Origin of the sequence: Arthrobacter pullicola (assembly GCF_014836875.1) — a bacterium.
Taxonomy (GTDB): domain Bacteria; phylum Actinomycetota; class Actinomycetes; order Actinomycetales; family Micrococcaceae; genus Arthrobacter_B; species Arthrobacter_B pullicola.
The window spans coordinates 507,328-533,331 of the sequence record NZ_JACSQC010000003.1 but is presented as its reverse complement, the minus strand read 5'-3'; the positions used below and the strand labels follow the sequence as shown (position 1 = coordinate 533,331).

At 64.7% G+C, this 26,004-nt stretch carries 23 protein-coding genes and 1 tRNA gene; 18 read left to right on the top strand and 6 right to left on the bottom strand.

Annotation, left to right across the window (positions count from 1 at the left end; all coding sequences use genetic code 11):
• The first annotated feature begins 110 nt into the window (after nucleotides 1–110).
• The 5 genes from H9638_RS08650 (at nucleotide 111) to H9638_RS08630 (ending at nucleotide 4,671) form a co-directional block, all read left to right on the top strand.
• Nucleotides 111–1,844: an ATP-dependent nuclease gene (locus H9638_RS08650; RefSeq protein WP_404799654.1), complete on the top strand. Its 1,734-nt coding sequence runs from the start codon at nucleotides 111–113 to the stop codon at nucleotides 1,842–1,844.
• A gap of 237 nt (nucleotides 1,845–2,081) precedes the next feature.
• Nucleotides 2,082–2,345 carry a phosphoribosyl-ATP diphosphatase gene (locus H9638_RS08645; RefSeq protein WP_066298286.1) on the top strand — a complete coding sequence of 88 codons (264 nt, stop codon included), beginning with the start codon at nucleotides 2,082–2,084 and terminating at the stop codon, nucleotides 2,343–2,345.
• 89 nt (nucleotides 2,346–2,434) lie between these two features.
• A complete protein-coding gene (hisG, locus tag H9638_RS08640) occupies nucleotides 2,435–3,277 on the top strand; it encodes an ATP phosphoribosyltransferase (RefSeq protein ID WP_191746781.1) in 843 nt (280 codons plus the stop codon).
• A gap of 12 nt (nucleotides 3,278–3,289) precedes the next feature.
• Nucleotides 3,290–4,060, top strand: coding sequence for an imidazole glycerol phosphate synthase subunit HisF (gene hisF / locus H9638_RS08635; protein ID WP_191746780.1), 771 nt, complete (start codon nucleotides 3,290–3,292; stop codon nucleotides 4,058–4,060).
• Between the two features lie 242 nt (nucleotides 4,061–4,302).
• Nucleotides 4,303–4,671, top strand: coding sequence for an MmcQ/YjbR family DNA-binding protein (locus H9638_RS08630; protein ID WP_191746779.1), 369 nt, complete (start codon nucleotides 4,303–4,305; stop codon nucleotides 4,669–4,671).
• A gap of 41 nt (nucleotides 4,672–4,712) precedes the next feature.
• On the opposite strand, the gene H9638_RS08625 is transcribed toward H9638_RS08630, so the two are convergent.
• The gene (locus tag H9638_RS08625; RefSeq protein ID WP_191746778.1) at nucleotides 4,713–5,573 is read right to left on the bottom strand and encodes a helix-turn-helix transcriptional regulator; all 861 of its coding nucleotides are present in this window, start codon (nucleotides 5,571–5,573) and stop codon (nucleotides 4,713–4,715) included.
• Nucleotides 5,574–5,728: 155 nt separating this feature from the next.
• On the opposite strand from H9638_RS08625, the gene H9638_RS08620 reads away from it, so the two are divergent.
• Nucleotides 5,729–6,769: an NAD(P)-dependent alcohol dehydrogenase gene (locus H9638_RS08620; protein WP_191746777.1), complete on the top strand. Its 1,041-nt coding sequence runs from the start codon at nucleotides 5,729–5,731 to the stop codon at nucleotides 6,767–6,769.
• A gap of 22 nt (nucleotides 6,770–6,791) precedes the next feature.
• Here H9638_RS08620 and H9638_RS08615 read toward each other — a convergent pair whose 3' ends face one another.
• A complete protein-coding gene (locus H9638_RS08615; protein ID WP_191746776.1) occupies nucleotides 6,792–7,436 on the bottom strand; it encodes a TIGR03085 family metal-binding protein in 645 nt (214 codons plus the stop codon).
• A 91-nt stretch (nucleotides 7,437–7,527) separates the two neighbouring features.
• Between H9638_RS08615 and hisI the strand changes: the two genes are divergently transcribed.
• From hisI to pyk, 11 genes are all read left to right on the top strand, one after another.
• Nucleotides 7,528–7,911 (top strand): phosphoribosyl-AMP cyclohydrolase, encoded by a 384-nt coding sequence (gene hisI, locus H9638_RS08610; protein ID WP_191746775.1) that lies wholly within the window; start codon nucleotides 7,528–7,530, stop codon nucleotides 7,909–7,911.
• Nucleotides 7,912–7,948: 37 nt separating this feature from the next.
• Nucleotides 7,949–9,538, top strand: a complete 1,590-nt coding sequence (locus H9638_RS08605; RefSeq protein WP_191746774.1) for an anthranilate synthase component I — start codon at nucleotides 7,949–7,951, stop codon at nucleotides 9,536–9,538.
• Entirely contained in the window at nucleotides 9,535–10,155 is a 621-nt protein-coding gene (locus tag H9638_RS08600) for a Trp biosynthesis-associated membrane protein (protein WP_191746773.1), read from the top strand. Before H9638_RS08605 ends, H9638_RS08600 begins: the two co-directional genes overlap by 4 nt.
• A gap of 99 nt (nucleotides 10,156–10,254) precedes the next feature.
• On the top strand, nucleotides 10,255–10,545 hold the full coding sequence (locus H9638_RS08595) for an HGxxPAAW family protein (protein WP_191746772.1): 291 nt from the start codon (nucleotides 10,255–10,257) through the stop codon (nucleotides 10,543–10,545).
• A complete protein-coding gene (gene trpC, locus H9638_RS08590; protein WP_191746771.1) occupies nucleotides 10,546–11,382 on the top strand; it encodes an indole-3-glycerol phosphate synthase TrpC in 837 nt (278 codons plus the stop codon).
• Nucleotides 11,383–11,450: 68 nt separating this feature from the next.
• Complete coding sequence (gene trpB / locus H9638_RS08585; protein WP_225217155.1) at nucleotides 11,451–12,809, top strand: tryptophan synthase subunit beta; 1,359 nt, start codon at nucleotides 11,451–11,453, stop codon at nucleotides 12,807–12,809.
• Nucleotides 12,806–13,606: a tryptophan synthase subunit alpha gene (trpA, locus tag H9638_RS08580; RefSeq protein ID WP_191746770.1), complete on the top strand. Its 801-nt coding sequence runs from the start codon at nucleotides 12,806–12,808 to the stop codon at nucleotides 13,604–13,606. Before trpB ends, trpA begins: the two co-directional genes overlap by 4 nt.
• 2 nt (nucleotides 13,607–13,608) lie before the next feature.
• Nucleotides 13,609–14,661, top strand: coding sequence for a prolipoprotein diacylglyceryl transferase (gene lgt / locus H9638_RS08575; protein ID WP_191746769.1), 1,053 nt, complete (start codon nucleotides 13,609–13,611; stop codon nucleotides 14,659–14,661).
• A 254-nt stretch (nucleotides 14,662–14,915) separates the two neighbouring features.
• Entirely contained in the window at nucleotides 14,916–19,502 is a 4,587-nt protein-coding gene (gltB, locus tag H9638_RS08570) for a glutamate synthase large subunit (protein WP_191746768.1), read from the top strand.
• Nucleotides 19,495–20,952 carry a glutamate synthase subunit beta gene (locus H9638_RS08565; RefSeq protein WP_191746767.1) on the top strand — a complete coding sequence of 486 codons (1,458 nt, stop codon included), beginning with the start codon at nucleotides 19,495–19,497 and terminating at the stop codon, nucleotides 20,950–20,952. The genes gltB and H9638_RS08565 overlap by 8 nt, the downstream gene beginning before the upstream one ends.
• Nucleotides 20,953–21,082: 130 nt before the next feature.
• The gene (gene pyk, locus H9638_RS08560) at nucleotides 21,083–22,594 is read left to right on the top strand and encodes a pyruvate kinase (protein WP_191746766.1); all 1,512 of its coding nucleotides are present in this window, start codon (nucleotides 21,083–21,085) and stop codon (nucleotides 22,592–22,594) included.
• A gap of 74 nt (nucleotides 22,595–22,668) precedes the next feature.
• Here pyk and H9638_RS08555 read toward each other — a convergent pair whose 3' ends face one another.
• The 3 genes from H9638_RS08555 to H9638_RS08545 all read right to left on the bottom strand — a co-directional run bounded on the left by H9638_RS08555 (nucleotide 22,669) and on the right by H9638_RS08545 (nucleotide 24,291).
• Entirely contained in the window at nucleotides 22,669–22,986 is a 318-nt protein-coding gene (locus tag H9638_RS08555) for an SHOCT domain-containing protein (RefSeq protein ID WP_191746765.1), read from the bottom strand.
• A gap of 20 nt (nucleotides 22,987–23,006) precedes the next feature.
• Nucleotides 23,007–23,432: a DUF6325 family protein gene (locus H9638_RS08550; RefSeq protein WP_191746764.1), complete on the bottom strand. Its 426-nt coding sequence runs from the start codon at nucleotides 23,430–23,432 to the stop codon at nucleotides 23,007–23,009.
• Between the two features lie 253 nt (nucleotides 23,433–23,685).
• Complete coding sequence (locus tag H9638_RS08545) at nucleotides 23,686–24,291, bottom strand: ANTAR domain-containing response regulator (protein ID WP_191746763.1); 606 nt, start codon at nucleotides 24,289–24,291, stop codon at nucleotides 23,686–23,688.
• Nucleotides 24,292–24,420: 129 nt separating this feature from the next.
• Here H9638_RS08545 and H9638_RS08540 point away from each other — a divergent pair.
• A tRNA-Leu gene (locus H9638_RS08540) sits at nucleotides 24,421–24,502 on the top strand.
• A 33-nt stretch (nucleotides 24,503–24,535) separates the two neighbouring features.
• On the opposite strand, the gene H9638_RS08535 is transcribed toward H9638_RS08540, so the two are convergent.
• On the bottom strand, nucleotides 24,536–25,819 hold the full coding sequence (locus H9638_RS08535; RefSeq protein ID WP_191746762.1) for an MFS transporter: 1,284 nt from the start codon (nucleotides 25,817–25,819) through the stop codon (nucleotides 24,536–24,538).
• Nucleotides 25,820–26,004: the final 185 nt, after the last annotated feature.

Sequence of the window (26,004 nt, the reverse complement as noted above, 5' to 3'; positions counted from 1 at the left end):
GAGGCCCAGCTGTCTCACTCGTGGGCCACACGTTGACCAAGGCGCGGTCGCTCCCTGAACAGATATATGATCTTCGTTCAGACCAAAAATTATGGGGGATACCGACACAAATGCTAAAAAGTCTCACGCTTACAAGGTATAAAGGATTTAAGACTTATTCTATCCAGTTTAAAAACGGCGCACTATTGGTTGGTCCAAATAATGCCGGAAAGAGTACCATCATAGAAGCCACGCGGCTCGCGTATGCTGCGACAAAGATTGCGGCCCGGGTTGGACCCAAGGATGTGTACTACGACAAGAATAAAACGGTCATGGGTTATCCTTTAGCACGGATACCTGAATCCGGTTTCAATAATGAGAACGTTCAATTCGAGTTTGAGGAAGAACTCACGCGTATTGGATTAACGTACACGTCCGGAGCCACGGTCAACATAGTTTGGCCGATCGATGAGGCACCTTTTTTCTGGCTCGAGCACAAAGGTTCTCACGTGGTGAACGCTGCGGCGGCCAAAAAATTAATTTCAACGGTTGGTATCGTTCCTACGCTGAGTCCAGTGGAAAAAAATGAAAAGACGGTGAGCGAGGCTCATCTCCGCACACACGTGGAGACGAAACTGTTTAGCCGGCACTTTAGAAATCATTTATATGCTACAAAAATATCAAGTGATACAGATTTTGCATTGTTGATAAGCTTCCTCCTAGAACACACTGAGGAGCTCAGTAGTCTCCAGATCACGACTTCGATACGTGACGGCGGTACATGGCTCAACCTGTATTATCTAGATGCAGTGAGCAGGACAGAAAAAGAAATAGTTTGGGCCGGAGATGGACTGCAGATCTGGCTCCAAGTGCTCTTCCACGTTTGGAGGACTCGTGAATCAGAAACAATCATTCTGGATGAGCCGGATGTGTTCTTGCATCCAGATTTGCAAAGGAGACTAGTACGAGTCCTCGAGGCCAGCGGTCGGCAAGTTATCTTGTCGTCCCACGCCTCTGAGGTGGCAAGCGAATCGGACGCTGCGCGTCTGACATGGATTGAGCGCTCCGCAAACAAGGCGCGCAGAATCTCTGACAGTTCGGAAATGGAATCTGTATCGTCGGGACTTGGGAGTTCTTTTAATCTGTCCATGGCTCGTGCGCTAAAGGCCAAGGTTGCCCTCTTTGTTGAAGGTGACGATATGAAGCTAATTCGGATAATTGCTGAACGGCTGGGATGCAGGCACGTAGCTTCGGAAAGCGGATTAGCTGTCATAGGAATCGGCGGATATTCGCACTGGCCGGGCGTTGAGTCGTTCGGATGGTTAAAACAGCATTTTCTTGGCAACGCGGTTAGTGTTCGGCTAATCCTCGATCGCGATTATCGGACTGATTCGGAGTCCACTGAGTTGATTCAAAAGGTATCTCGTTTTGGGGTGTCAGCTCACATATGGCGACGGAAGGAGATTGAGAGCTATCTCCTCGAACCAGTTCTTATTGCTAAAGTCACGAAGCTTGAGATCAGCGTCGTTTGCAATACGCTGATGGAAATCTGTGACGGTATGAAAAACGAAATTCAAGGCCAATACACAAAACACTATGTTGCGGAATTGGATTCCAAACTCGATGAGTCAACGAAGTACTCGAAGGCCTTTAGTGCGTTTGAAAGCGACTGGGCAGATCTTTCTGGAAGGATAGTGATGGCTCCGGCAAAGAGTGTGATTAACGGCTGGAATTCCCATACAAACGCTAATAAACTTCCTGGTATTACGGCAAGAAAGCTTGCGGCTATGGTGTCTGAAGACACGTTGGATTGGGAGTTTGTTGAGTTGATGAGAGAAATTGAAATGGAGCTCTCAGATAACTGACTATGCCTATGCCGGTTCTCACTACCGCTGGGCTGTGACGTGGCGGGGGCGAAGGACGCCACGTAACAGGGGTCGACGTCGTCACGTCATAGACCCAGAAAGGGCACTCGGCTAAAACTGTTGTAAGTGCTAGGAATCAGAATGGAGGCTGCTGATGTGACGGGACGTGTCCGATAGGCTGCCGTCACACCCACACCCAATTCCGCGCCGACCCGCGCCAGAGCGTACCCTTGATCTGTGAAAACCTTCGAAGAGCTATTTGCCGAACTCAGTGAGAAGGCGGCGACCCGGCCTGCCGGGTCTCGCACCGTCGCCGAACTGGAGTCCGGCGTGCACGGCATCGGCAAGAAGGTTGTCGAAGAAGCCGCCGAAGTCTGGATGGCCGCCGAGTACGAGTCGGATGAAGCCGCCGCTGAGGAAATCTCGCAGCTGCTCTACCACCTGCAGGTGCTGATGCTGGCCAAAGGCCTCACCCTGCAGGACATTTACAAGCATCTCTAGCCACGTGCTGCCCTGAGTTCCGCTCAGGCAGCGTGTGGCCCGCCGGCAGGCCCAGCTCCCATCTGACTTCCAGCGAAAGAAACAATTAAATGCTCCGTGTAGCCGTGCCCAACAAGGGTGCCCTGTCCGAATCCGCTTCCGCCATGCTCTCCGAAGCCGGATACCGCCAGCGCCGCGACAGCCGCGAACTGGTGATGGTTGATCCCGACAATGACATCGAGTTCTTCTTCCTCCGCCCCCGCGACATTGCGGTTTATGTCGGCTCCGGAACGCTCGACGTCGGACTCACCGGCCGCGACCTGTTCCTGGACGCCCAGGTGGACGCCGAAGAACTGATGAGCCTCGGCTTCGGCGCCTCAACCTTCCGCTTCGCCGGGCCGGTTGGGGACTTCTCCTCGATGGCCGAACTGAATGGCAAGCGCGTCGCCACCAGCTACGACGGCCTGCTGCGCGACTACCTCGCCGAACACGGCGTGGATGCGTCCGTGGTCCGCCTCGACGGTGCCGTCGAATCCTCCGTGCGCCTTGGCGTCGCTGACGCGATTGCCGACGTCGTCGAAACCGGAACCACTCTCCGCGCCGCCGGCATGGAGATCTTCGGGGAACCGATCCTGAAATCCGAGGCCGTGATGATCGGCCGCAAAGGCGCCAACCCGGCCGGACTGGACGTGCTCAAGCGCCGGCTCAAGGGTGTCCTGGTGGCCCGCCAGTACGTGATGATGGACTACGACGTCCGCAAGGAACTGGTCGAAGCAGCCGCCGCGCTGACTCCTGGCCTGGAATCCCCGACCGTCTCCCCGCTGCGGGACTCGGACTGGGTGGCTGTGCGCTCCATGATCAAGAAGTCCGACACCAACCGAATCATGGATGAGCTGTACGATCTCGGCGCCCGCGCCATCCTGGTCAGCACCATCCACGCCTGCCGGATCTAGGGAAGAGCTGACATGAGTGTTGCCATTCGCGTCATCCCCTGCTTGGACGTCGACGCCGGCCGTGTGGTCAAAGGCATCAACTTCGAGGGGCTGCGGGACGCCGGTGATCCAGTCGAACTGGCCCACCGGTACGACCGGGCCGGAGCCGATGAACTCACGTTCCTCGATGTCACCGCGTCCTCCGGTGCCCGCGAAACCGTGTTCGACGGCGTCTCCCGCACCGCGGAGGAAGTTTTCATTCCGCTGACCGTCGGTGGCGGTGTCCGCACTATTGACGACGTCGACCGGCTGCTGCGCTCCGGCGCGGACAAAGCCTCGATCAACTCCGCCGCCGTCGCCCGCCCGGACATCATTGATGAAATCACCCGGCATTTCGGATCCCAGGTGCTGGTGCTCTCCGTGGATGCCCGGCGCATCCACGACGGATCCACGCCGTCGGGCTTCGAAATCACCACCCACGGCGGCCGCAAGGGCACCGGGATCGACGCCGTTGAATGGGCAAAAGAAGCCGCTGACCGGGGTGTGGGGGAGATCCTGCTGAACTCGATCGACGCCGACGGCACCCGTGACGGGTTCGACCTGGAAATGATCCGCGCCGTCCGCGCCGCGGTGCACGTGCCGCTGATCGCCTCCGGGGGAGCCGGCGTGCCGGAGCACTTCCCGCCGGCCATCGCTGCCGGTGCGGACGCCGTCCTGGCCGCGTCGATCTTCCACTTCGGGCCGGACAACGCCATCGCTGACGTCAAGAAGGCGATCGCGGACGCGGGTTACCCCGTCCGCTAGGGGCGCCGTGGAGGGACAGGAGCTGCAGGACGCTGCACGCGAGGCGGCCGAGGAATTCCCGACACGCAAGACGCCGACACCCAAGGCAAGGGCGGCGGCGAGCCTCTGGACAGCGAGACCCTGGATGGGGACATGGTCCGGGAGCTGGTCATGGAGTCGTACCGGCTGGTTGTGGCGGGACTGCCGCGCGCGGAGCGGCCCGTCGACCCTGACAGCTTCGGAAAACCACGGACGGAGACTGCGTGAGGCTGGACGGTGAACAGCTGCAGCGGACCGCCCGGAGAACGGCAGACTCTCTGCCCCTGGTGTCGAACGGGCGCCCCTTCACAAAGGCCCTGGACGTGTACAAGGTCGGCAGCAAAGTGTTCCTGATCGTCACCGACGATCCGGACGAGCTAATCATCACCGTTAAGGCCGAACCCGACCGCGGGCACTCCCTGCGGCGCGAGTACGCGTCGATCACCCGTGGCCGTTATCTGGACAAGGAGCACTGGGTGAGCGTCGGCGCCGGCGAGGGTATCACCGAGGACCTGGTCAAGGATCTGGTGGAAGGTTCCTATCAGTTGGTCCGGGAAACGCTCCCCAAAAACGAGCAACGCGACGCTCAGTGAAGTGAAGCCCAGTGAAGTGAAGCCCGTGAAGTGCTGCCGGGTTAGCCCTGGCGTACAGCCACAGGCACTGATGCAGACAGGCGCTGCAGTGCCTCGGCGGAAAGGCTGCCCGGTTCGGCGGTGTAGATAAACATCGCCAGGGCCGGGTTGCCCTGCACGGACAGGGTCTCATAAATCAGGTCCATGTCCCCGACGTCGTGATGGTGGACCTTTTTCACCCCGGACTGATGCTCGTGCAGGTTGTGCTTGGCCCACCGCACCCGGAAGTCCTCGGACTGGGTGGCGAGCTCGCCGATCAGGTTGGACAGTTCCCGGTCGTACGGATTGCGTCCGGCCGAGACGTGCAGCATGGCCGCACTGTAGTCAGCTATCTCGTTCCAGTCGCGGTAGAACTGCTGGGATCCCGGATCCAGATGAATGTAACGGGCATGGTTCCAGGGCCCGCCGGTGCCGTTGATCAGCCCGGCGTACAGCGCCCGCGCAGGAGCATTCAGGGCGAGGATGTCGGTGCGGTCATTCTGGATGACCGCCGGCAGCGTGGTCATCTGGTCCAGGACCAGCTGGAGCGTGCTCCGGACGGCGGGGGAGGACTGCCGCCGCCGCGCAGGCTTCGGCGCACCGCCGTTCGAGCCACGGCTCAGGTCGTAGAGATGCCGGCGCTCGACGTCGTCGAGCTTGAGGGTGCGGGCGATCGCGTTCAGGACCGCGTCGGAGGCGCCGACGGCGTCCCCGCGCTCGAGACGGATGTACCAGCTCACGCTGACACCTGCCAGGGCAGCAAGTTCCTCCCGGCGCAGACCGGGAACACGGCGGTTGGTGCCTACCGGCAGGCCAACATCCTCCGGCCGGATTTTCGCCCGGCGGGACGCAAGGAACTCGCGCATCTCGGTTCGGTTGTTCATGCATCCGACTGTACGCGGCGCTGATGGGGTCATTACTAATGACCCCATCAAGCGGCACTCCCGGGAGCACTGACATTGCCTCGGCGAAGGGGCCCGGACCCAGTAGCGTTGACTACGGAAGTTGTACACACAGACCCCACAGTTTCGGAGATTTTATGACGACCGCACGCGCCTACGCTGCCACCTCCGCCACGGACCCGCTGGTCCCCACCACGATTGAACGCCGCGACGTCGGCCCGCACGACGTGCTGATCGACATCGCCTACGCCGGGGTCTGCCACTCCGACATCCACACCGTCCGCGGCGAATGGGGACCCATCGCCTACCCGCAGGTGGTTGGCCACGAAATCGTGGGCACCGTGGCCGAGGTTGGCGCTGAGGTCACCTCCCATAAGGTCGGAGACCGGGTGGGCGTGGGCTGCATGGTGAACTCCTGCCGCGAGTGTGAGAACTGCCTGGCCGGCATGGAGAACTACTGCCTCAAAGGCAACACCGGCACATACGCCAGCAAGGACGTAGACGGCACGATCACCCAGGGCGGCTACTCCACCTCCGTGGTGGTCAACCAGGACTTCGTCCTCCGGGTTCCGGAGAGCATCCCCTACGAAGCCGCAGCTCCGCTGCTCTGCGCCGGCATCACCACCTACTCGCCCCTGGCCCACTGGAACGCGGGACCGGGCAAGAAGGTCGCCGTCGTCGGAATGGGTGGGCTCGGCCACATGGCCGTCAAGATCGCCGCCGCCATGGGGGCCGAAGTTACCGTCCTGTCCCAGACGCTGAACAAGCAGGAGGACGGCCTGCGTTTCGGTGCTGAGCATTACTACGCCACGAGCGACGCCGCCACCTTCGAGAAGCTGGCCAACAGCTTTGACCTGATCATCAACACCGTCAGCGCTCCGGTGGACCTGCAGTCCTACCTGGACCTGCTGCGTCTCGACGGCACGATGGTCAACGTAGGTGCACCGCCCGAGGCGCTGCCGGTTTCGGTCTTTGGCCTGATGCGCAACCGCCGTTCGTTCGCGGCGTCGGGCATCGGCAGCATTGGCGAGACCCAGGAAATGCTGGACTTCTGCGCCGAGCACGGCATTGCACCGGAAATCGAGCTGATCGACGCCAGCGAAATCAACACCGCCTACGAGCGGGTGCTGAAGTCCGATGTGCGCTACCGGTTCGTGATCGACACGGCGACTATCTAACCGCCGAATCTTACGTCAGGCCCTACAGCCCGATGTCGGCGCTCTCCAACAGGGCGACGGCGTCGGGCTGGCCTTCGAACATGACCAGCGCCTGCTGCGTGCGGCCGTGGGCATGCAGGAGCAGTTCGCAGGGTTCGCCCACAATCGCCACGGAGACTGCAGCCCGCTTGGCGACGTGCCGGGGACCGTCCGGACGGACCAGGATGATGCCGACGTCGACGCCCCGGTACAGGATGGCTGCACGCTTGAGCAGGTCGGACCAGAGGGCGTCGGAGTACTCGGAATCCAGGGCCCGCGGCGCCCACCGGTCACCCGCACGGCGGATGTCCTCGGTATGGACGAAATATTCGGTAAGGTTCGCGCTGTTATCCACGGATTTCAGGTGCATGGGAGAGAGCCGCGGAGGGCCCGCCTGGAAAGCTTTCACGAGCTTGGCGTAACCCTCGGTGGTGGATGCTTTTTCCACCATGTCATCCATGGCCTTGGCAGTCTTACCGGCGAACGGCTTCATGAAAAAACCCAGCGCGGCGGCCGGCCGGTGCTCGCGCAGGTAGAGGTGCGCTGCCAGGTGCCGGGTATCCCACCCTTCGCAGAGCGTAGGCGCGTGGGGACCGGCCGCAAGCAGTGTTTCGGCCAGGACTTCACGGGAAGGTTCAACGAATTGCATCACTGCTGAAACTAGCACGGAACCCCCGGCTTTGCCCGTGGGACGCGGCCATTCGGCCCGGCCGGAGGTAAACCCACTAGAATCGGGAGTGATGGCAACAGATACCACCCCCCAGACACCCCGCCCGGACTCCGCTTTGGACCCCGGTATTGCAGCGACCCTGAAGCGGGATGACGCCGGCCTTGTTGCCGCAGTCATCCAGCAGCACGACACGGGGGAGGTGCTGATGCTCGGCTGGATGGACGACGAAGCCCTCCACCGAACCCTCACCACCGGCCGCGTCACCTTCTGGTCCCGGTCCCGGCAGGAATACTGGCGCAAGGGCGACACCTCCGGCCATGTGCAGCACGTGAAGTCAGTGGCACTGGACTGCGACGGCGATGCCCTCCTGGTCCGCGTCGACCAGGTGGGAGCCGCCTGCCACACCGGCACCCGGACGTGCTTCGAGGGCCGCAGCCTGGCCGTGTCCGCCTAAGTCTCCAGACCCCTTCTAACCCGAAAGCCCCAACACCATGCAGGATCTAGGCGTTATCAGTCCCACCCTGGAGGAGTTCCGGGCCCTGGCCGCGGACCGCCGCGTTGTACCCGTCCGGCTGAAGGTCCTGGCCGATGCGCATACCCCCATCGGCATCTACCGCAAGCTCGCCGCAGGTGAGCCCGGGACGTTCCTGATGGAGTCGGCGGCCTCCGGCGGTGTCTGGTCCCGCTATTCCTTTATTGGGGCCCGCTCCCGCGCCACGCTGACCACCCGGGACGGACAGGCCTGCTGGCTGGGCGAGCCGCCCAAGGGGGTTCCCCTGGACGGAAACCCGGTCGAGGCGATGGCCGCCACCCTGCAGCTGCTGTCAACCGACAGGTTCGACGGGCTGCCGCCCTTCACCTCCGGCCTGGTCGGATTCGTGGGCTGGGAATCGGTGCGGCACTGGGAGAAACTGCCCTCCCCGCCGGTCGATGACCTGGACCTGCCCGAAATTGCCATGAACCTGGTCTCCGACATGGCTATTCATGACAACTCCGACGGCACCGTGCTGCTGGTCGCGAACGCCATCAACTTCGACGGCTCCGATGACCGGGTGGACGACGCCTGGCAGGATGCCGTAGCCCGGCTGCACAGCATGCTGGACCGGCTCGCCGCGCACACCCCGCAGCAGGCCGTCACGGTGCTCGACGGCGGAACAGTGGACGTTGCCTCGCTCACCGCCGGTGTTAAGGAAAGCTGGCCGAAACCCGACTACCTGTTGGCTGTGGAGCGCGGCAAGGAAGCCATTGTTGACGGCGAAGTCTTCCAGGTGGTCATTTCCCGCCGCTTCGAGATGGAATGCCGGGCGGACGCCCTGGATGTGTACCGCGTGCTGCGCAACACCAACCCCAGCCCGTACATGTACCTCTTCAACTTTGAAGACTCCCGCGGCAACCCCTTCGCCGTCGTCGGGTCTTCCCCCGAAGCCCTGGTGAAGGTAACCGGCACCGAGGTAATCACCCACCCGATCGCGGGTTCCCGGCCGCGCGGCAAGACCCAGGAGCTGGACCGTACCCTGGCCGAGGAACTCCTGGTGGATGAGAAGGAGCGCGCCGAGCACCTGATGCTGGTGGACCTGGCCCGCAACGACCTCTCGAAGGTCTGCCGGCCCGGCAGCGTGGACGTCACCCAGTTCATGGAGGTGGAGCGCTTCAGCCACATCATGCACCTGGTCTCCACCGTGGTGGGTGAGCTTTCACCGCAGAGTTCCGCCTACGACGTCCTCTCCGCCACCTTCCCTGCCGGCACCCTTTCCGGGGCGCCCAAGCCGCGGGCACTGAGTCTGCTGGACGAACTGGAACCGCACCGCCGCGGCATCTACGGCGGCGTGGTCGGGTACCTCGACTTCGCCGGCGACATGGATATGGCCATTGCGATCCGCTCGGCCCTGCTCCGCGACGGCAAAGCGTACGTGCAGGCCGGCGGCGGTATCGTAGCGGACTCGGACCTGGAGGCCGAGGCCCTGGAAACCGTCAACAAGGCGGCAGCCCCGCTGCGTGCAGCTTTGATCGCCGGCGGCCTGGAACCGGTCACTCCTACAGTGACGGAATCGATTTTCAAGAGGCAGGAAACCCCTAAGTGAGCACAAAATCCGTCCCGTCTGCGCCGCGCTGGCGTCGCAAGTCGACGGTCGTGTTCGGCACCGTGCTGCTGGGCGCCGCGGCTTTCGGAACGACGACCCGGACCTGGCTCAACGTCGTCCTCCCGGAGGCGGCGGTCAACACCCCTGACATTGCCGTTGCCGGCAGCGAAGCCGCGACAGCCGTGACTGCCTTCGCCGTCGTCGCCGTCGCGGCCGCCCTGGCCGCCTCGATTGCCGGGAAGGTGGCCCGGTGGATCATCGCCGGAGTCCTGGTCGTCGCCGGGATCGGGGTGACCTACGCCAGCTGGGCCGTCATCCAGGACCCTGCCCAGGGTGCTGCCGGTGCGGTCGGCAAGGCGATCGGAGTGAGCGGAGCAGCAGGCGCAGAGGTCAGCCTGACGCCCATGCCGTATCTGGCCGCCGCCTCCGGTGTGCTGATAGTGCTGGCCGCGTTCTGGCTGGCCGCGGCATCGCGCAGCTGGCCGGTCTCACGGCGCTACGCTGCCCAGCCGGCCACCGGTGCCGCGGCCAAGGGCGAATCGACAGAGCCGCCGATCGACGAAATTGACAGCTGGGACCGTCTGACCAAGGGTGAAGATCCCACCAATTACCGCTGACGGGCCCCGCGGCACGGCAACGTGCCGCGCAACATGTAAGAGAGTTTCCGCCTGCTAATGGCAGAATGGAGACCAGATTCGTTCACGAGGAGATTCACCATGAGCACAAACGCCATCGACCAGCACGAGACCAAGCCCGAAAACGAGGCTGAGGCCCACGCCAGCATCCACGACGAGACGATCGGCCACGGCAACACGCCGGCCGCCTGGACCTGCGTGCTGATCATGATCGTTGGCGGCCTGGTCTCCAGCATCGGCTTCGTCCTTGCCAGCTGGGTGGTATTCGGCAGCGGCCTCGGCCTGATGGTTGTCGGCCTGATCGTCGGCTGGGCCATGCGCAAGGCAGGCTACGGCGTCGGCGGTTCCAAGCTTTCAGGCAACGGGCACTAAATGAGCGTTCTCGACGACATCATTGCCGGCGTCCGTGAGGACCTGGCCCAGCGGCAGCAGGACGTGCCGCTGGAAAAGGTGCAGGAGCGCGCCGCTGCGGCGGCTCCTGCCCTTGATGCCTTCGCCGCCTTGGGCGGTAACGATGCTCCCCGCACCACCCTGCGGGTGATCTCCGAGGTCAAGCGCAGCAGCCCCTCCAAGGGCGAGCTGGCCGAAATCACCGACCCGGCCGCTCTCGCGGTGCGCTACGAACAGGGCGGTGCCGCCGTCATCAGCGTCCTCACCGAGCAGCGGCGCTTCAACGGATCACTGGCAGATTTCGACGCCGTCCGGGCCGCCGTACGGATTCCCCTGCTGCGCAAGGACTTCACGGTTGACCCCTACCAGATCTGGGAAGCCCGTGCCCACGGCGCTGACCTGGTGCTGCTGATCGTCGCCGCCCTCGACGACGAGCAGCTTCGCTCTTACCTGGACCTCACGCATGAACTGGGCATGAACGCCCTGGTCGAGACGCACACCGCGGAGGAAATCCAGCGGGCAGTGGCCGTCGGCGCCCGCATCATCGGAGTCAACGTCCGCAACCTGAAGACCCTCGACGTCGACCGGTCCGTCTTCGCGGCACTGTCGGCTTCGATCCCTGCGGAAGCCGTGGTGATTGCCGAATCCGGTGTCCGCGACTCCTCCGACGTTGCGCACTATGCGGAAAACGGCGCCAACGCCGTCCTGGTGGGAGAGGCGCTGGTCAGGCACAACGACCCGTCCGCCACGATCGCCGAGTTCATGCAGGTAGGGGCGGGCGCGATCGCCGCCCGGCTGCAGGCAAGCGGCCAGGGATAACTAACGACATACCTATTTCCGGAACCGCCCGCAGCGAATCCGGACCAGAGCAGGACAGGACAGGCTCCATGACCGGGACCCCGGAAAACAGCATCCCCGCCAGTACGCCCAGTGCGGAAGAGAACAGCGTCTCGGAGCAGGTGACAGAGTCCTTCCTGGCCGGCGGAGACTCACTGCGCCACGCGGCGGGACCCTACTTCGGCGAGTACGGCGGCCGCTGGATGCCCGAGTCGCTGATTGCGGCCATGGATGAACTGAGCGACACGTTCGAGCAGGCCAAGGCTGATCCGGAGTTCCGAGCCCAGATCGCGGACCTGAACAAGAACTACTCCGGCCGTCCGTCGCTGCTGACCGAGGCCAAGCGTTTCGCCGAGCACGCCGGGGGCGTGCGGATTTTCCTCAAGCGCGAAGACCTGAACCACACCGGCTCGCACAAAATCAACAATGTGCTGGGCCAGGCACTGCTGGCCAAGCGCATGGGCAAGACCCGCATCATCGCGGAAACCGGAGCCGGCCAGCACGGCGTGGCCAGCGCCACCGCCGCCGCCCTGCTGGGGCTGGAATGCGTGGTCTACATGGGTGCCGAGGACTGCCGCCGGCAGGCCCTGAACGTGGCGCGGATGCAGCTGCTCGGCGCCACCGTCATTCCGGTCAGCCACGGCTCGGCCACGCTCAAGGACGCCATCAACGAGGCCCTGCGGGACTGGGTTGCCAACGTGGGGAACACCCACTACCTGCTGGGCACCGCGGCCGGCGGACATCCCTTCCCGGCGATGGTCCGCTACTTCCACGAGGTCATCGGTGAGGAGGCCCGCGCACAGATCCTGGAGCAGACCGGCCGCCTGCCCGACGCCGTGTGCGCCTGCATCGGCGGCGGCTCCAACGCGATCGGCATTTTCCACGGCTTCCTGGATGACGCCGCGGTGAAGATTTACGGTTTCGAGGCGGGCGGCGACGGCGTGGACACGCCCCGCCACGCCGCCACCATCACCCTGGGCCGGCCCGGCGTGCTGCACGGCGCCCGGTCCTACCTGATGCAGGACGAAGACGGCCAGACCATCGAATCGCACTCCATTTCCGCCGGCCTGGACTACCCCGGCGTCGGGCCGGAACACTCCTACCTCGCGGACATCGGCCGGGTCTCCTACGAACCCATCACCGACACCGAAGCCATGGACGCCTTCCAGCTGCTCTGCCGCACCGAAGGCATCATCCCGGCGATCGAATCCGCGCACGCACTGGCCGGCGCCATCAAGGTGGGCCAGCGCCTCGCGGCCGGCTCCGACGGCAAGGCCCAGGACAAGATTGTCCTGGTCAACCTCTCCGGCCGCGGCGACAAGGACGTGGCGACGGCCGCCGAATGGTTCAACCTGCTGGACGAAGAGTCAGCTGAAGCCGAGATCGGCAAAGAAGGAGAACAGCTGTGAGCGTCTCAACCCTGAGCAAGTCCGCCGCAGCGATCGACCGGGCACGGGCCGACGGCCGCGCCGCACTGATCGGCTACCTGCCCGCCGGCTTCCCCTCCGTCCAGGAAACCATCGACGCCGGCATCGCGCTGGCCCGGAACGGTGCGGACCTGATCGAAATCGGCATTCCGTACTCTGATCCGGTCATGGACGGCTCGGTTATCCAGGCTGCAACCGGCCAGGCACTGGAGAACGGCTTCCATGTCCGCGAAGTCTTCGACGTCGTCGCCGGGATCACCGCCGCCACTGACGCCGCAGTCCTGGTGATGACCTACTGGAACCCCGTGATGCGGATGGGCGTGGACGAATTTTCCCGCCGCCTGGCCGAAGCCGGGGGAGCAGGCCTGATCACACCGGACCTTATCCCGGACGAAGCTGCCGAATGGATGGCTGCCTCGGACAAGTACGGACTGGACCGCGTCTTCCTCGTGGCACCGTCCTCCACCCCCGAACGCATGAAGGCCACCGTGGAGGCCAGCCGCGGCTTCGTCTACGCCGTGTCCATCATGGGCGTCACCGGCACCCGGAACCAGGTGTCCGACGCCGCTGAGGGCGTTGTCACCGCAGCGCGGCAGGCCGGGGCAGAGCGGGTGTGCGTAGGCCTGGGCGTTTCCACCGCCGGGCATGTGCGTGAAATCGGCGCCTATGCCGACGGCGTGATTGTGGGAACCGCCCTGGTGGCGGCCCTGCGCGACGGCGGCCCTGACGCCGTCGGCACTCTGACCAGTGAACTCAGCACCGGAACCCGAAAGAGCTGACCATGCCGATGTCCCTGGCGGTTCCGGCCGCAATTCCCAGCCCGCCAGCCGACTTCAGCAGCATTTCGCTGGGGCCGCTGACCATCCACGCCTACGCGCTGTGCATCCTCGCCGGGATTGTCCTGGCCCTGTGGATGACGTCGGTGCGCTGGAAGCGCCGCGGGCTGCCGGCCGACGCCGTCTGGGACATCGCCATTTGGGCCATCCCGTTCGGCATCATCGGCGGACGCCTTTACCACGTGGTGTCCTCTCCCGCTGCGTACTTCGGACCGGACGGGGACCTGGCCCTGATCCCGCAAATCTGGCGCGGCGGGCTGGGAATCTGGGGCGCAATCGCGCTCGGTGCGGTAGGTGCCTGGATCGGCTGCCGCCGGGCGAACATCAAACTTTCCACCTTCGCCGATGTGGCTGCACCCGGTGTGCTGCTGGCACAGGCCGTAGGCCGCTGGGGCAACTGGTTCAACCAGGAACTTTTCGGCGGCCCGACCGATCTTCCCTGGGGCCTGGAAATCGACCCCAATAACAACAACTTCCCCGACGGCACTGCGCCCGGGACGCTCTTCCATCCCACGTTCCTGTACGAGTCGCTCTGGAACCTGGCCGGCGTGGCCGTGCTGCTGGCACTGGATAAGCGCTTCCGGCTGCGTGGCGGGCGGCTCTTCTGGCTGTACGCGGCAATCTACACGCTCGGACGCACATGGATCGAAATGCTCCGGATCGACGACGCCGAAATGATCACGTTCTTCGGCCTCACCCAGCGCCTGAATGTGTGGACCAGCCTGGTCATGCTCCTGGTTTCCATCGGCATGTTTATCTACCTTTCCGTCCGGGCCAAGAAGGCGCCCGGGGCTTCGCTCTACCTGGACGGCCGGAAGGGCGCAGAGGGTGAATCTGCTGACCGCAGTAACAATTCACCGATTGATAACAAGAACGAAACAGATTCCGGCCAGATGAAATCTGCGTCACAAATCCGTGAATCGCGTGCTAATCTCGCAGAGACAAAAAACGAGGCGTCCAGGCCTCAGCGGCCCGATGAGTCGGGCCCAGCCACTTAAGACCTCGCCGGGTTACCTCCCGGGACCAGTCTTAGGGCCACATCGAGGTGGCGGCACACGGTGACCGCACCCGGGGACAACCCCGGCAGGCAACCGCACGGATTCGATTTCCAGAGCCAGCCCCCATCCCGCATGCAGGGCCCTCACGGAATCGCGGCCGTAAAATCATTCTCTGACCCACCGGCAGGTATCTGCCGCCGGTGTGGGGCCAATGTCGTCCCCTCCCACGCACAACAGGGGGAAGGACTTACCCTATGACTGATTCATTGTCCCCGCAGCCCGCACAGGTGATTTCGCCGTTCAAACGGTTCGCAGCCTACCCGGAAGATTCAGGGCTGTACCGCGCCGAGAATGAGAAGGATGCCTGCGGCCTGGCCGTTATCGCCACCCTGCGGGGAGTTCCCGGCCATGACATCGTCGACGCGGCGCTGACCGCGCTGCGCAACCTCGAACACCGCGGCGCCGTCGGCGCTGACGAAGGCACCGGCGACGGGGCCGGCATCCTTACCCAGGTTCCGGACGAGTTCTTCCGCGCCGTCGCTGGCTTCCCGCTCCCGGCAGCCGGGAGCTACGCCGTCGGCACCGCTTTCCTGCCCACCGAGGAACGGGAGCAGGAAACCGCCAAGGCCGGGGTTGAGTCAATCGCCGAGTCTGAGGGGCTGACCGTCCTGGGCTGGCGCGAGGTCCCCGTTGCCGCCAACATCGTCGGAGCAATGTCCCGGGCCTGCATGCCGCACTTTGTCCAGGTCTTCCTGGCCCCCGCCGATCCCGGCTGCACGGACCTGGATGCCCGTGCCTTCCGGGTGCGGAAGCGGACACAGAACAAGTTCGGCGTCTACTTTCCGTCCCTGTCCTCCAAGACCATGGTCTACAAGGGCATGGTGACCACTGCGCAGCTGGAACCGTTCTTCCCGGACCTGTCCGATCCGCGGTTCAAGACCAAGCTCGGCATTGTGCATTCGCGCTTCTCCACGAACACCTTCCCGTCCTGGCCGCTGGCCCAGCCGTTCCGGGCGATCGCGCACAACGGGGAAATCAACACCGTCAAAGGCAACCGCAACTGGATGCGCGCCCGGCAGTCCCAGCTCAAGAGCCCGCTGCTGGGCGAAACCCCGGAGGAGCTGTTCCCCATTTGCACGCCGGGCGCCTCCGACTCCGCGTCCTTCGATGAGGTCGCCGAGCTGCTGATGCTCTCCGGCCGCCCGATCACCCACGCGGTGATGATGATGATCCCGGAAGCCTGGGAGAACCACGCGACCATGGATCCCGCCCGCCGCGCCTTCTACCAGTACCACTCCATGCTGATGGAGCCGTGGGACGGTCCGGCAGCGGTGTCCTTCACCGACGGCGACCAGGTGGGAGCGGTCCTGGACCGCAACGGCCTGCGTCCGGCGCGCTACTGGATCACCGAAGACGGCCTGGTGGTCCTGGCCTCCGAGGTTGGCGTGGTGGACCTGGACCCGGCGAAGATCGTCCGCAAGGGACGGGTTTCCCCGGGCAAGATGTTCCTGGTGGACACCGCCGAGGGCCGGCTGATCGAGGACTCCGAAATCAAGGACGAGATCGCGGCAGCCAACCCGTGGGCGGAATGGGTCCGGGAGAACCAGGTTTCCCTGGAGGAACTGCCCGAACGTGAGCACGTGCTGCACACGAAGGCTTCCATCAACCGCCGCCAGCGCACCTTCGGCTACACGCAGGAGGAACTGCGGATCCTGCTCGGCCCGATGGCCCGCACCGGCGCTGAACCGCTGGGCGCCATGGGCTCCGATACGCCCATTGCTGTGCTTTCGCAGCGCCCGCGCCTGCTGTTCGATTACTTCGTGCAGTCTTTCGCGCAGGTGACCAACCCGCCGCTGGACGCCATCCGCGAAGAGCTGGTCACCTCCATGCAGAGCTCGATAGGCCCTAACGGCAACATCCTGGCCCTGGGCCAGGTCAAGACCAGCCAGGTCGCGCTGAAGTTCCCTGTCATCAACAACGATGAACTCGCGAAAATCGCTAACCTGACCAACGATGACGGCGAGAAGGTCGCGCTGAAGGTCCGCGGCCTGTACCGGCCCGACGGCGGCGAATCGGAACTGCGCGCACGGATCAGTGAGATCTGTGAAAAGGTCTCCGGTGCCGTCAACCGCGGTGTGCAGTACGTGGTGCTTTCCGACCGCGACTCGAACGCCCAGTGGGCGCCGATCCCGTCGCTGCTGCTGCTCTCCGCCGTGCACCACCACCTGCTCAAGAGCGCCAACCGCACCAAGATCTCGCTGCTGGTCGAGGCCGGCGACGTGCGCGAGGTCCACCACGTGGCCGTGCTGATCGGTTACGGTGCCTCCGCTGTGAACCCGTACCTGGCGATGGAAAGCTGCGAGGAACTGGTCCGGAACGGCGACATCACGGGAGTGAGCCGGGAGCAGGCCGTTACCAACCTGATCAAGGGGCTGGGCAAGGGCGTCCTGAAGATCATGTCCAAGATGGGCATCTCCACGGTCGCCTCCTACTGCGGGGCGCAGACCTTCGAAGCGATCGGCCTGGGCCAGGAACTCGTGGACGAGTTCTTCCACGGCACCCGTACCCAGCTCGGCGGCGTCGGCCTGGACGTCATCGCCGCTGAAGCGGCGGCCCGGCACACCAGCGCCTACCCGGCGGACGAAATTGAGGAACCGCACCGCCGGCTGGAAAACGGCGGCGAATACCAGTGGCGCCGTGAAGGCCCGCCGCACCTGTTCAACCCGGAGACAGTCTTCAGGCTGCAGCACGCCACCCGCGAACGCCGCTACGACGTATTCAAGGCCTACACCCGCGGTGTGGATGACCAGTCAAAAAACCTGATGACCCTGCGCGGGCTACTGGACTTCCGCCGCGGTGAACGCCCGGCCGTGCCGCTGGCGGAAGTGGAACCGGTCGCCTCGATCGTTAAGCGCTTCTCCACCGGGGCCATGAGCTACGGCTCCATTTCGCAGGAGGCCCACGAAACCCTGGCCATCGCCATGAACCGGCTGGGCGCCAAGTCCAACACCGGTGAAGGCGGCGAGGACGTGGACCGGCTGCTGGATCCTGAGCGCCGCTCGGCCATCAAGCAGGTAGCCTCCGGCCGTTTTGGCGTCACCAGCCTGTACCTGACCAACGCCGATGACCTGCAGATCAAAATGGCGCAGGGCGCCAAGCCCGGTGAAGGCGGGCAGCTGATGGCGCAGAAGGTCTACCCCTGGGTGGCCAGCACGCGGCATTCCACTCCCGGCGTCGGCCTGATATCCCCGCCGCCGCACCACGACATCTACTCGATTGAGGACCTTGCCCAGCTGATTTACGACCTCAAGCGGGCCAACCCGTCCGCCCGGGTCCACGTGAAGCTGGTCTCCGAAGCCGGGATCGGCACGGTGGCAGCGGGCGTGACCAAGGCCAAGGCCGACGTCGTCCTCGTCTCCGGGCACGACGGCGGCACCGGCGCGTCGCCGCTGAACTCGCTCAAGCATGCGGGTGCTCCGTGGGAGCTCGGCCTGGCCGAGACCCAGCAGACCCTGATGCTCAACGGACTGCGCGACCGCGTGGTGGTGCAGGTGGACGGGCAGCTCAAGACCGGGCGCGACGTCGTGATCGCCGCGCTGCTGGGCGGTGAGGAGTTCGGTTTCGCAACGGCACCGCTGGTGGTTTCGGGCTGCATCATGATGCGGGTCTGCCATCTGGACACCTGTCCGGTGGGCGTCGCCACGCAGAACCCCGAACTGCGCAGCCGCTTCACCGGAAAACCCGAATTCGTGGTGAACTTCTTTGAGTTCCTGGCCGAAGAAGTGCGGGAGCTGCTCGCGGAACTGGGTTTCCGCAGTCTCGAGGAAGCCATCGGTCACAGCGAAATGCTGGACACCAGGGCCGCCGTCGACCACTGGAAAGCCGACGGCCTGGACCTGGAACCGATTCTGCGCGGACACGACATGGAACCCGGCGCCCCGCTGCGTAACCTGTACCGCCAGAACCACGAGCTGGACGCGCACTTCGATAACAAGCTGATCGAGATGAGTTCCGACGCGCTGCAGAACCGGCAGCCGGTGCGGATCACCCTCGACGTGGTCAACACCGACCGGTCCGTCGGAACCATGCTCGGCCACATGGTCACCAAGACGTTCAGCACCGATGTGCTGGCCACGGACACCATCGACGTGACCCTGACCGGGCAGGCCGGACAGTCACTGGGTGCGTTCCTGCCGGCCGGCATCACCCTGCGGCTGTTCGGTGACTCCAACGACTACGTGGGCAAAGGCCTGTCCGGCGGCCGGATCATCGTCCGCCCGGACCGGAACAACGTGTTCCCCGCGGAGCGGAACGTCATTGCCGGGAACGTGATCGGCTACGGGGCCACCAGCGGCGAAATGTTCCTGCGCGGCCTGGTCGGCGAACGCTTTATGGTCCGCAACTCCGGGGCGACCGCCGTCGTTGAAGGCATCGGCGACCACGGCTGCGAATACATGACCGGCGGCCAGACACTGATCCTGGGTCCCACCGGACGGAACTTCGGCGCCGGCATGTCCGGCGGCACCGCGTTCGTGGTGGACCTCAACCGGGCCCGGGTCAACAAGGACGCCCTGGACAAGGGTGAGCTGCTGCTGCTGGAACCCGATGCCGAGGACGTGGACATTATCCGCGGCCTGCTGATCAAACACGCTGAGGAAACCGAATCGGCCCTGGCCGCTGACCTGCTGGCTGACATCGCCGGCACGGTTTCCCGCATCACCAAGGTGCTGCCCCGCGACTATGCGGCAGTACTGGACGCCCGAGCCTCCGCGGCCGAAGCGGGGCTGGACCCCGACGGCGCCGAAGCATGGACCAAAATTCTGGAGGTAACCGGTGGCTGACCCACGTGGATTTCTAAAAGTACGGGAGCGCGAAACCCAGCCCCGCCGGCCCGTTTCCGTCCGCATCATGGACTTCAAGGAAGTCTACGAACGGCAGGAGCAAGGCGTGCTCAAAGAGCAGGCCGGGCGCTGCATGGACTGCGGTATTCCGTTCTGCCACCAGGGCTGCCCGCTGGGCAACCTCATCCCGGAATGGAACGACCTGACCTGGCGGGACAAGGGACAGGAAGCAATCGAACGGCTGCACGCCACGAATAACTTTCCGGAGTTCACCGGGCGGCTCTGCCCTGCGCCGTGCGAAGCGTCCTGCGTCCTGGGGATCAACCAGCCCGCCGTGACCATCAAACAGGTCGAGGTCTCCATCATCGACCAGGCCTTCGACGAGAACTGGGTGACCCCGCACGCCCCGGAGCGCCTCACGGACAAGACCATCGCCGTCGTCGGCTCCGGCCCGGCCGGACTGGCGGTGGCCCAGCAGCTCACCCGGGCCGGCCACACCGTGGCCGTCTACGAGCGGGACGACAAGATCGGCGGGCTGCTGCGCTACGGCATTCCGGACTTCAAGATGGAAAAGCTGCAGATCGACCGCCGGCTTGACCAGATGCGGGCCGAAGGCACCCGCTTCCGCACCGGCGTCGAGGTTGGCAAGGACATTTCCTGGGAGCAGCTGCGCCGCCGGTATGACGCCGTCGTGATCGCCACCGGCGCCACCGTGCCGCGGGACCTGCCCATCCTTGGCCGTGAACTCTCCGGTGTGCACTTCGCCATGGACTACCTGGTGCAGTCCAACCGGGCCGTGGCGGGGGAGAAGGTCAAGAACCAGATCCACGCCGAGGGCAAGCACGTGGTGATCCTGGGCGGCGGGGACACCGGTGCGGACTGCATTGGCACTGCGCACCGGCACCAGGCTGCTTCCGTGACCACGCTGGCGATCGGCAAGCAGCCGCCCGCCGAGCGTGCCGCCCATCAGCCGTGGCCGATGTTCCCCACCCTGTTCGAGGTGGCCAGCGCCCACGAGGAAGGTGGTGAGCGCACCTACCTGGCCTCCACTGTCGAGTTCGTGGGGGAGAACGGCAAGCTAACTGGGGTCAAGGTTGCGGAGACCGAGTTCGTCGACGGCAGGCGCCTGCCGAAGGCCGGCACCGAACGGATCATTCCGGCGGACCTGGTCTTCCTGTCGCTGGGCTTCACCGGTCCGGAACCGGCTGGCCTGGCCGAGCAGGTTCATACCGAGTTCGATGAGCGGTCCAACGTGGTGCGCGACGGCTACTACATGACGAACACACCGGGCGTCTTCGCGGCCGGCGATGCCGGCCGGGGACAGTCATTGATCGTCTGGGCGATTGCCGAGGGACGCGCCTGTGCCGCCGCCGTCGACAAGTGGCTGGAAGGCTCCACCCGCCTCCCGGCGCCCGTGGCCCCCAGCGACCGGGCGATCACTCCGCTGTAGCGGAACGCGGAGATTCAGCGGCAGGGGGCGTGGCGAAGCTGCCCGCCCCTTGCCGGGTTTGAGGATTCGAGCCCGGAGGATGAGCCGCCGGGCTTAGGTGCAGGACCAACAGGAGACTAGGCTAGAGATTATGAGACGCGCAAAGATTGTTGCCACTTTTGGCCCTGCCATCGCCAGTTACGAAAACACCGTAGCCGTGCTGCGTGCCGGCGTTGACGTTGCACGCATGAACATGAGCCACGGTGACCATTCGGTCCACAACAACACGTATGAAAACGTGCGCCGGGCTTCCGCCGAACTCGGAAAGCCTGTCGGCATTTTCGCGGACCTCCAGGGTCCGAAGATTCGCCTGGGCCGGTTCACCGACGGACCGCATTTCCTGAACCGGGGCGACACCTTCACAATCACGATCGAGGACATTCCCGGTACGGCGGAGATCTGCTCCACGACCTACAAGGGCCTTCCGGGTGACGTCAACGTGGGCGATTCGCTGCTGATCGACGACGGCAAGGTCGCCCTCCGGGCCACCGCCGTGGACGATACCAAGGTAGTCACCGAGGTCACCGTCCCCGGGCCCGTCTCCAATAACAAGGGCATCAACCTTCCCGGCGTGGCCGTGAACGTGCCGGCCATGAGCGAGAAGGACGAGGAAGACCTCCGCTGGGCCATCCGCCGCGGCGTGGATATGGTCGCCCTTTCCTTCGTGCGCAACGCCGAAGACGTTAGCCGTGTCCATGAAATCATGGACGAAGAGGGCCGCCGCGTCCCGGTCATCGCCAAGATCGAGAAGCCGCAGGCCGTGGCCGCGATCGAAGAAATCATCGACGCCTTCGACGCGATCATGGTGGCCCGCGGCGACCTTGGCGTGGAACTGCCCCTCGAAGACGTGCCCCTGGTGCAGAAGAACGCGATCGAGCTGGCCCGCCGCTGGGCCAAGCCCGTGATTGTGGCCACCCAGGTCCTGGAATCCATGATCGAAAGCCCGCGCCCCACCCGCGCCGAGGCTTCGGACTGCGCCAACGCCGTGCTCGACGGCGCCGATGCCGTGATGCTCTCGGGTGAAACCTCCGTGGGTAAGTACCCGATCGACACGGTCAAGACCATGGCCCGGATCATCGAGTCCACCGAAGAGCACGGCCTGAACCGCGTCCCCCCGCTGGGCAGCAAGCCCCGCACCCGCGGCGGCGCCATCACCCGTGCCGCCGTCGAAATTGCGGATCAGCTGGACACAGCCGCCATCTGTACCTTCACCCAGTCCGGTGACTCGGCCCGCCGCCTGTCCCGGCTGCGCCCGAAGAAGCCTGTGTTTGCTTTCACCCCGGTGGAATCAACCCTGAACTACATGTCCCTGTTCTGGGGCATCCAGCCGATGCTGGTGGAGTTCGCCGAGCACACGGACAAGATGACCGCCCAGGTGGACCGGATCCTGGTCGAACGCGGCATCGTGGACGAAGGTGCCATGGTGGTCATCGCCGCCGGCTCGCCTCCCGGACAGGCCGGATCGACCAATCTGATCAAGGTGCACCGCGTCGGCGATGCCGCAGACGCCGGTGAAGACGGCACCGGACGCCGCCTCGAGAAGGAAAAGGTCGGCCCGTGGCCGGTCAAGGAAGCCAACAAGGGCAAAGCCAAGCCGATCTAATCCGGTGACGGTCTGAATCCCAAACAGAACTGCCCGGCCGGGTCATCCGGCCGGGCAGTTCTTCGTCGCGGGGGTCAGGTCAACAAGCGGGATTTAGCCGCCGCGAACTCTTCATCAGTCAGCACGCCCGAAGCGTGCAGGTCTGCCAGGCGGGTCAGCTGATCGGCCAGCTGGTGCCCTCCTCCGGCGCCTGCGGACGGAGCGGGCTGCGGGGGAGCCGGGGGCGGAGGCGGAGCCTGTTCGGGCACGTTCGCCGCGGCGTAGTCACGTTCGCTGCGTGCCCGCGCCCGGCGGTTGACCGCGTTGGAGGTCGCCTGGGCGGTTCCTGAGATAACTGCGGTACGCGCTATGGTTCCCAGCAGGCCGGGCCGGCCGCCTCTGTCGAATGGCATGGGTCTTCCTCCGTGTCGGCTCAACGGGCCGCTGCACTGGCATCCAGCGCTGCGGTGACTGTTTCGCGGGGAATCCGGACATGCAGCGCGGTTGTGCCACCTGCCCGCCGGACCTCCGCAGAGAGGGGCTGTGCCCACTTGTGTTCGAACGCCGCAACAACTGCAGTTTCATTGGGTCCCACCGAGTCGGCGGCGACGTCCAGATCGGAATCGCTCAGCAGGGTCAGCGGGCGGGAGTCAACGAGGACATCGGCCCAAGCCTCAGGGAGGTCGTCTTCGATGTCGCGGATGTGGATTTTGCCGTCCCCGTCCCGGGTAACGAGGACCAGATCGATGAGGGTGACAGCCCCGCCGCGGACAGTCTCGCCGAGGGCGGCGATGACGCCGGCGTCGACCTCCGGGCGGGGGAACGTGAAGATCACTACTTCTACGGGGCCAAGGTCCATGCGCTGCTCCTGATCCAGTCCTGATTCCGGGAGGCTTGGCTCAATGCGGAGCCGGTGTGGTCTCAATTGTTCACCCGGTGGACCAGGAGCGGAAGCTCTGGGGCGGTTTCCCGGCGGTTTGGGTTCCACCCCCAGCATCAGGACTGAGAATCCGGCCCTGACGCAGAACGGCCGCCGCAGCACCCGAATCTGCAGGTGCGGGTGCTGCGGCGGCCGCCCGGATGTGTCCGGTAACCGGACGGACCAGGACCGGTTAGTTGACCTGGTTGATGATGGTCTCCGCAACCTCGCGCATGCTCAGGCGGCGGTCCATGGAGGTCTTCTGGATCCAGCGGAAGGCCTCCGGCTCCGTCAGGCCCATTTTGGTGGTGAGCAGGCTCTTGGCCCGCTCCACGAGTTTGCGGGTGGCGAACTGTTCCTTGAGGTCAGTGACCTCGTTCTCCAGGGCCTTGATTTCCTCATGCCGCGACAGGGCAATCTCGATGGCCGGAATCAGGTCCGCAGGGGTGAAGGGCTTCACCACGTAGGCCATGGCCCCGGCTTCACGGGCGCGTTCGACGAGTTCCTTCTGGCTGAAAGCAGTAAGCAGCACCACGGGTGCGATCCGTGCCTTCACGATGGCTTCGGCCGCACTGATGCCGTCCATGACCGGCATCTTCACGTCCATCAGCACCAAATCGGGCTTCAGCTCGGTTGCCATTTCCACGGCTTTTTCGCCGTTATCTGCTTCGCCGACAACGTCGTATCCTTCGCCGGTGAGGATTTCCACGATGTCCAGGCGGATCAGCGTCTCATCCTCCGCAACGAGGACGCGCCGCGCGGGAGTGTTGGACGGTACGGGCTCGGTTGACTCAGACACAGATGCTCCTCAAAAGACGACAGCACCACCGGTGGTGACCGGTAGTTCACGGAAACAGCCTATCTGCATGTAGAGTAGTTTCGCGCCCAACACGAGGGATCAATCCGCTTGATCAACGTCACAGGGCATGCCCGAATGGCGGAATCGGTAGACGCGCTGCACTCAAAATGCAGTATCGAAAGGTGTGTGGGTTCGAGTCCCACTTCGGGCACTTTGGCATAGGCACCCCCCTGCACCCCGGTCTTCAGACCCGGGTGTTTTCTTTTGCCGGAGGCCGAAGTCCCTGCAGGACTGTCCAGGCGATAACCACCGCCACCAGCAGGACGGCGGAGTAGCCCAGGCCCGAGTAGCCAACCGCAGCCAGGATCAGCCCCGCGGAGGCGCCGCCGAGGGCCCCGGCCGCATTCATGCCCAGATCGGAAATGCCCTGGATGGCCGGGCGTTCGGGAACGGCGACTGCCTCCGAAACCAGCGCCGACGCCGATACCACCGAGGCAGACCAGCCCAGGCCCAGCAGCACCAAACTCACCGTCACGGCAACGACGGACTGCGCGGCCAGCCCGGCGACGATCAGCGCGGCCAGCAGGAACCCCTGACCCAGCAGCACCACGGACTTGCGCCCGAGCCGGTCCGACAGCCAGCCGAACACCGGCGAGAGGGCATACATCCCGGCGATGTGCAGGCTGATCGTGAAGCCGACAATGCTGATGCTCGCCCCGTGGCTGCTCAGATGGACCGGGGTCATCGACATCAGGGCCACCATCACCGCGTGGCTGAGTGCAATGACGGCGACGGCGTAGCGCGCGGCAGGGTTGGTCCGGAGGATGGCCAGGCCGGAGCTCCGCGGCGGGGGTGCCGCGCCGTCGTTCCCTCTGTCCCGCACCCGCTGCGCAGCCAGCAGCGGGTCAGGCCGCAGGCCGGTGAGGTAGACGGCGGCGGCCGCCAATTGGGCGGTCAGGGAGAAGACAAAGGCACCGGTGAGCGGGGGAAGACCCAGGGCTGCTCCGACGACCTCGCCGGGCCCGAACAGGTTGGGTCCGAGGACAGCGCCGATGGTCGTGGACCACAGCACCACGGAGAGGTCCCGGCCCCGTGTCTGGGGTTCCGCCAGGTCAGCGGCCGCGAACCGGGCCTGGAGGCTGACTGCGCTGCCCGATCCGAGGAGTACCAGCCCCAGCAGGAGCAGTGGGAAGGCCCCGGCAACCGCGGAACCGACCGCGGTGACGGCACCCAGGGCGGCGATCAACGCACCGGTGGAAAGGGAAACCCGGCGCCCTGATGCCTCGGCGAGCCGGGCCAGCGGCACGGCCGCTGCTGCGGCCCCAAGGGTGCTCATAGTGGCCGCCATCCCGGACCAGGCTGCGGACCCGGAGAGCTCCGCGGCGAGCAGCGCTCCCAGGGAGAGCGTGGCACCCATGCCGATTCCGCCCAGGATCTGACCCACCACCAGGATGGACAGAACACGGCGCTGGGACGGGACAGCCTGCAGCTCCGGGCCGGTGTGTCCGGCCTTCCGCGGTATTCCCATTTGCTGCCCCGTTCGCGTCGCTGCTGTCCCGGCAGGATATCGCGGCGCGTCCAGCGGGATGCACATCACAGGGCATGGTGTCGGTCCTCTCCCGGCGGTCCCGGCGGCGGAAGTTCGGGAGTAGGCTCGAAATATATGTGATCGCATGAACGAATATGCGGGCACATGTCGGGAAAAAGAGAAGG

What these genes read in the sequence shown, in the direction of transcription:
- H9638_RS08650 (WP_404799654.1), top strand. Translation starts at nt 111, where the DNA reads ATGCTAAAAAGTCTCACGCTTACAAGGTATAAAGGATTTAAGACTTAT.
- hisG (WP_191746781.1), top strand. Translation starts at nt 2,435, where the DNA reads ATGCTCCGTGTAGCCGTGCCCAACAAGGGTGCCCTGTCCGAATCCGCT.
- hisF (WP_191746780.1), top strand. Translation starts at nt 3,290, where the DNA reads ATGAGTGTTGCCATTCGCGTCATCCCCTGCTTGGACGTCGACGCCGGC.
- H9638_RS08625 (WP_191746778.1), bottom strand. Translation starts at nt 5,573, where the DNA reads ATGAACAACCGAACCGAGATGCGCGAGTTCCTTGCGTCCCGCCGGGCG.
- H9638_RS08620 (WP_191746777.1), top strand. Translation starts at nt 5,729, where the DNA reads ATGACGACCGCACGCGCCTACGCTGCCACCTCCGCCACGGACCCGCTG.
- H9638_RS08615 (WP_191746776.1), bottom strand. Translation starts at nt 7,436, where the DNA reads ATGCAATTCGTTGAACCTTCCCGTGAAGTCCTGGCCGAAACACTGCTT.
- hisI (WP_191746775.1), top strand. Translation starts at nt 7,528, where the DNA reads ATGGCAACAGATACCACCCCCCAGACACCCCGCCCGGACTCCGCTTTG.
- H9638_RS08605 (WP_191746774.1), top strand. Translation starts at nt 7,949, where the DNA reads ATGCAGGATCTAGGCGTTATCAGTCCCACCCTGGAGGAGTTCCGGGCC.
- H9638_RS08595 (WP_191746772.1), top strand. Translation starts at nt 10,255, where the DNA reads ATGAGCACAAACGCCATCGACCAGCACGAGACCAAGCCCGAAAACGAG.
- trpC (WP_191746771.1), top strand. Translation starts at nt 10,546, where the DNA reads ATGAGCGTTCTCGACGACATCATTGCCGGCGTCCGTGAGGACCTGGCC.
- trpB (WP_225217155.1), top strand. Translation starts at nt 11,451, where the DNA reads ATGACCGGGACCCCGGAAAACAGCATCCCCGCCAGTACGCCCAGTGCG.
- lgt (WP_191746769.1), top strand. Translation starts at nt 13,609, where the DNA reads ATGCCGATGTCCCTGGCGGTTCCGGCCGCAATTCCCAGCCCGCCAGCC.
- gltB (WP_191746768.1), top strand. Translation starts at nt 14,916, where the DNA reads ATGACTGATTCATTGTCCCCGCAGCCCGCACAGGTGATTTCGCCGTTC.
- pyk (WP_191746766.1), top strand. Translation starts at nt 21,083, where the DNA reads ATGAGACGCGCAAAGATTGTTGCCACTTTTGGCCCTGCCATCGCCAGT.
- H9638_RS08555 (WP_191746765.1), bottom strand. Translation starts at nt 22,986, where the DNA reads ATGCCATTCGACAGAGGCGGCCGGCCCGGCCTGCTGGGAACCATAGCG.
- H9638_RS08550 (WP_191746764.1), bottom strand. Translation starts at nt 23,432, where the DNA reads ATGGACCTTGGCCCCGTAGAAGTAGTGATCTTCACGTTCCCCCGCCCG.
- H9638_RS08535 (WP_191746762.1), bottom strand. Translation starts at nt 25,819, where the DNA reads ATGGGAATACCGCGGAAGGCCGGACACACCGGCCCGGAGCTGCAGGCT.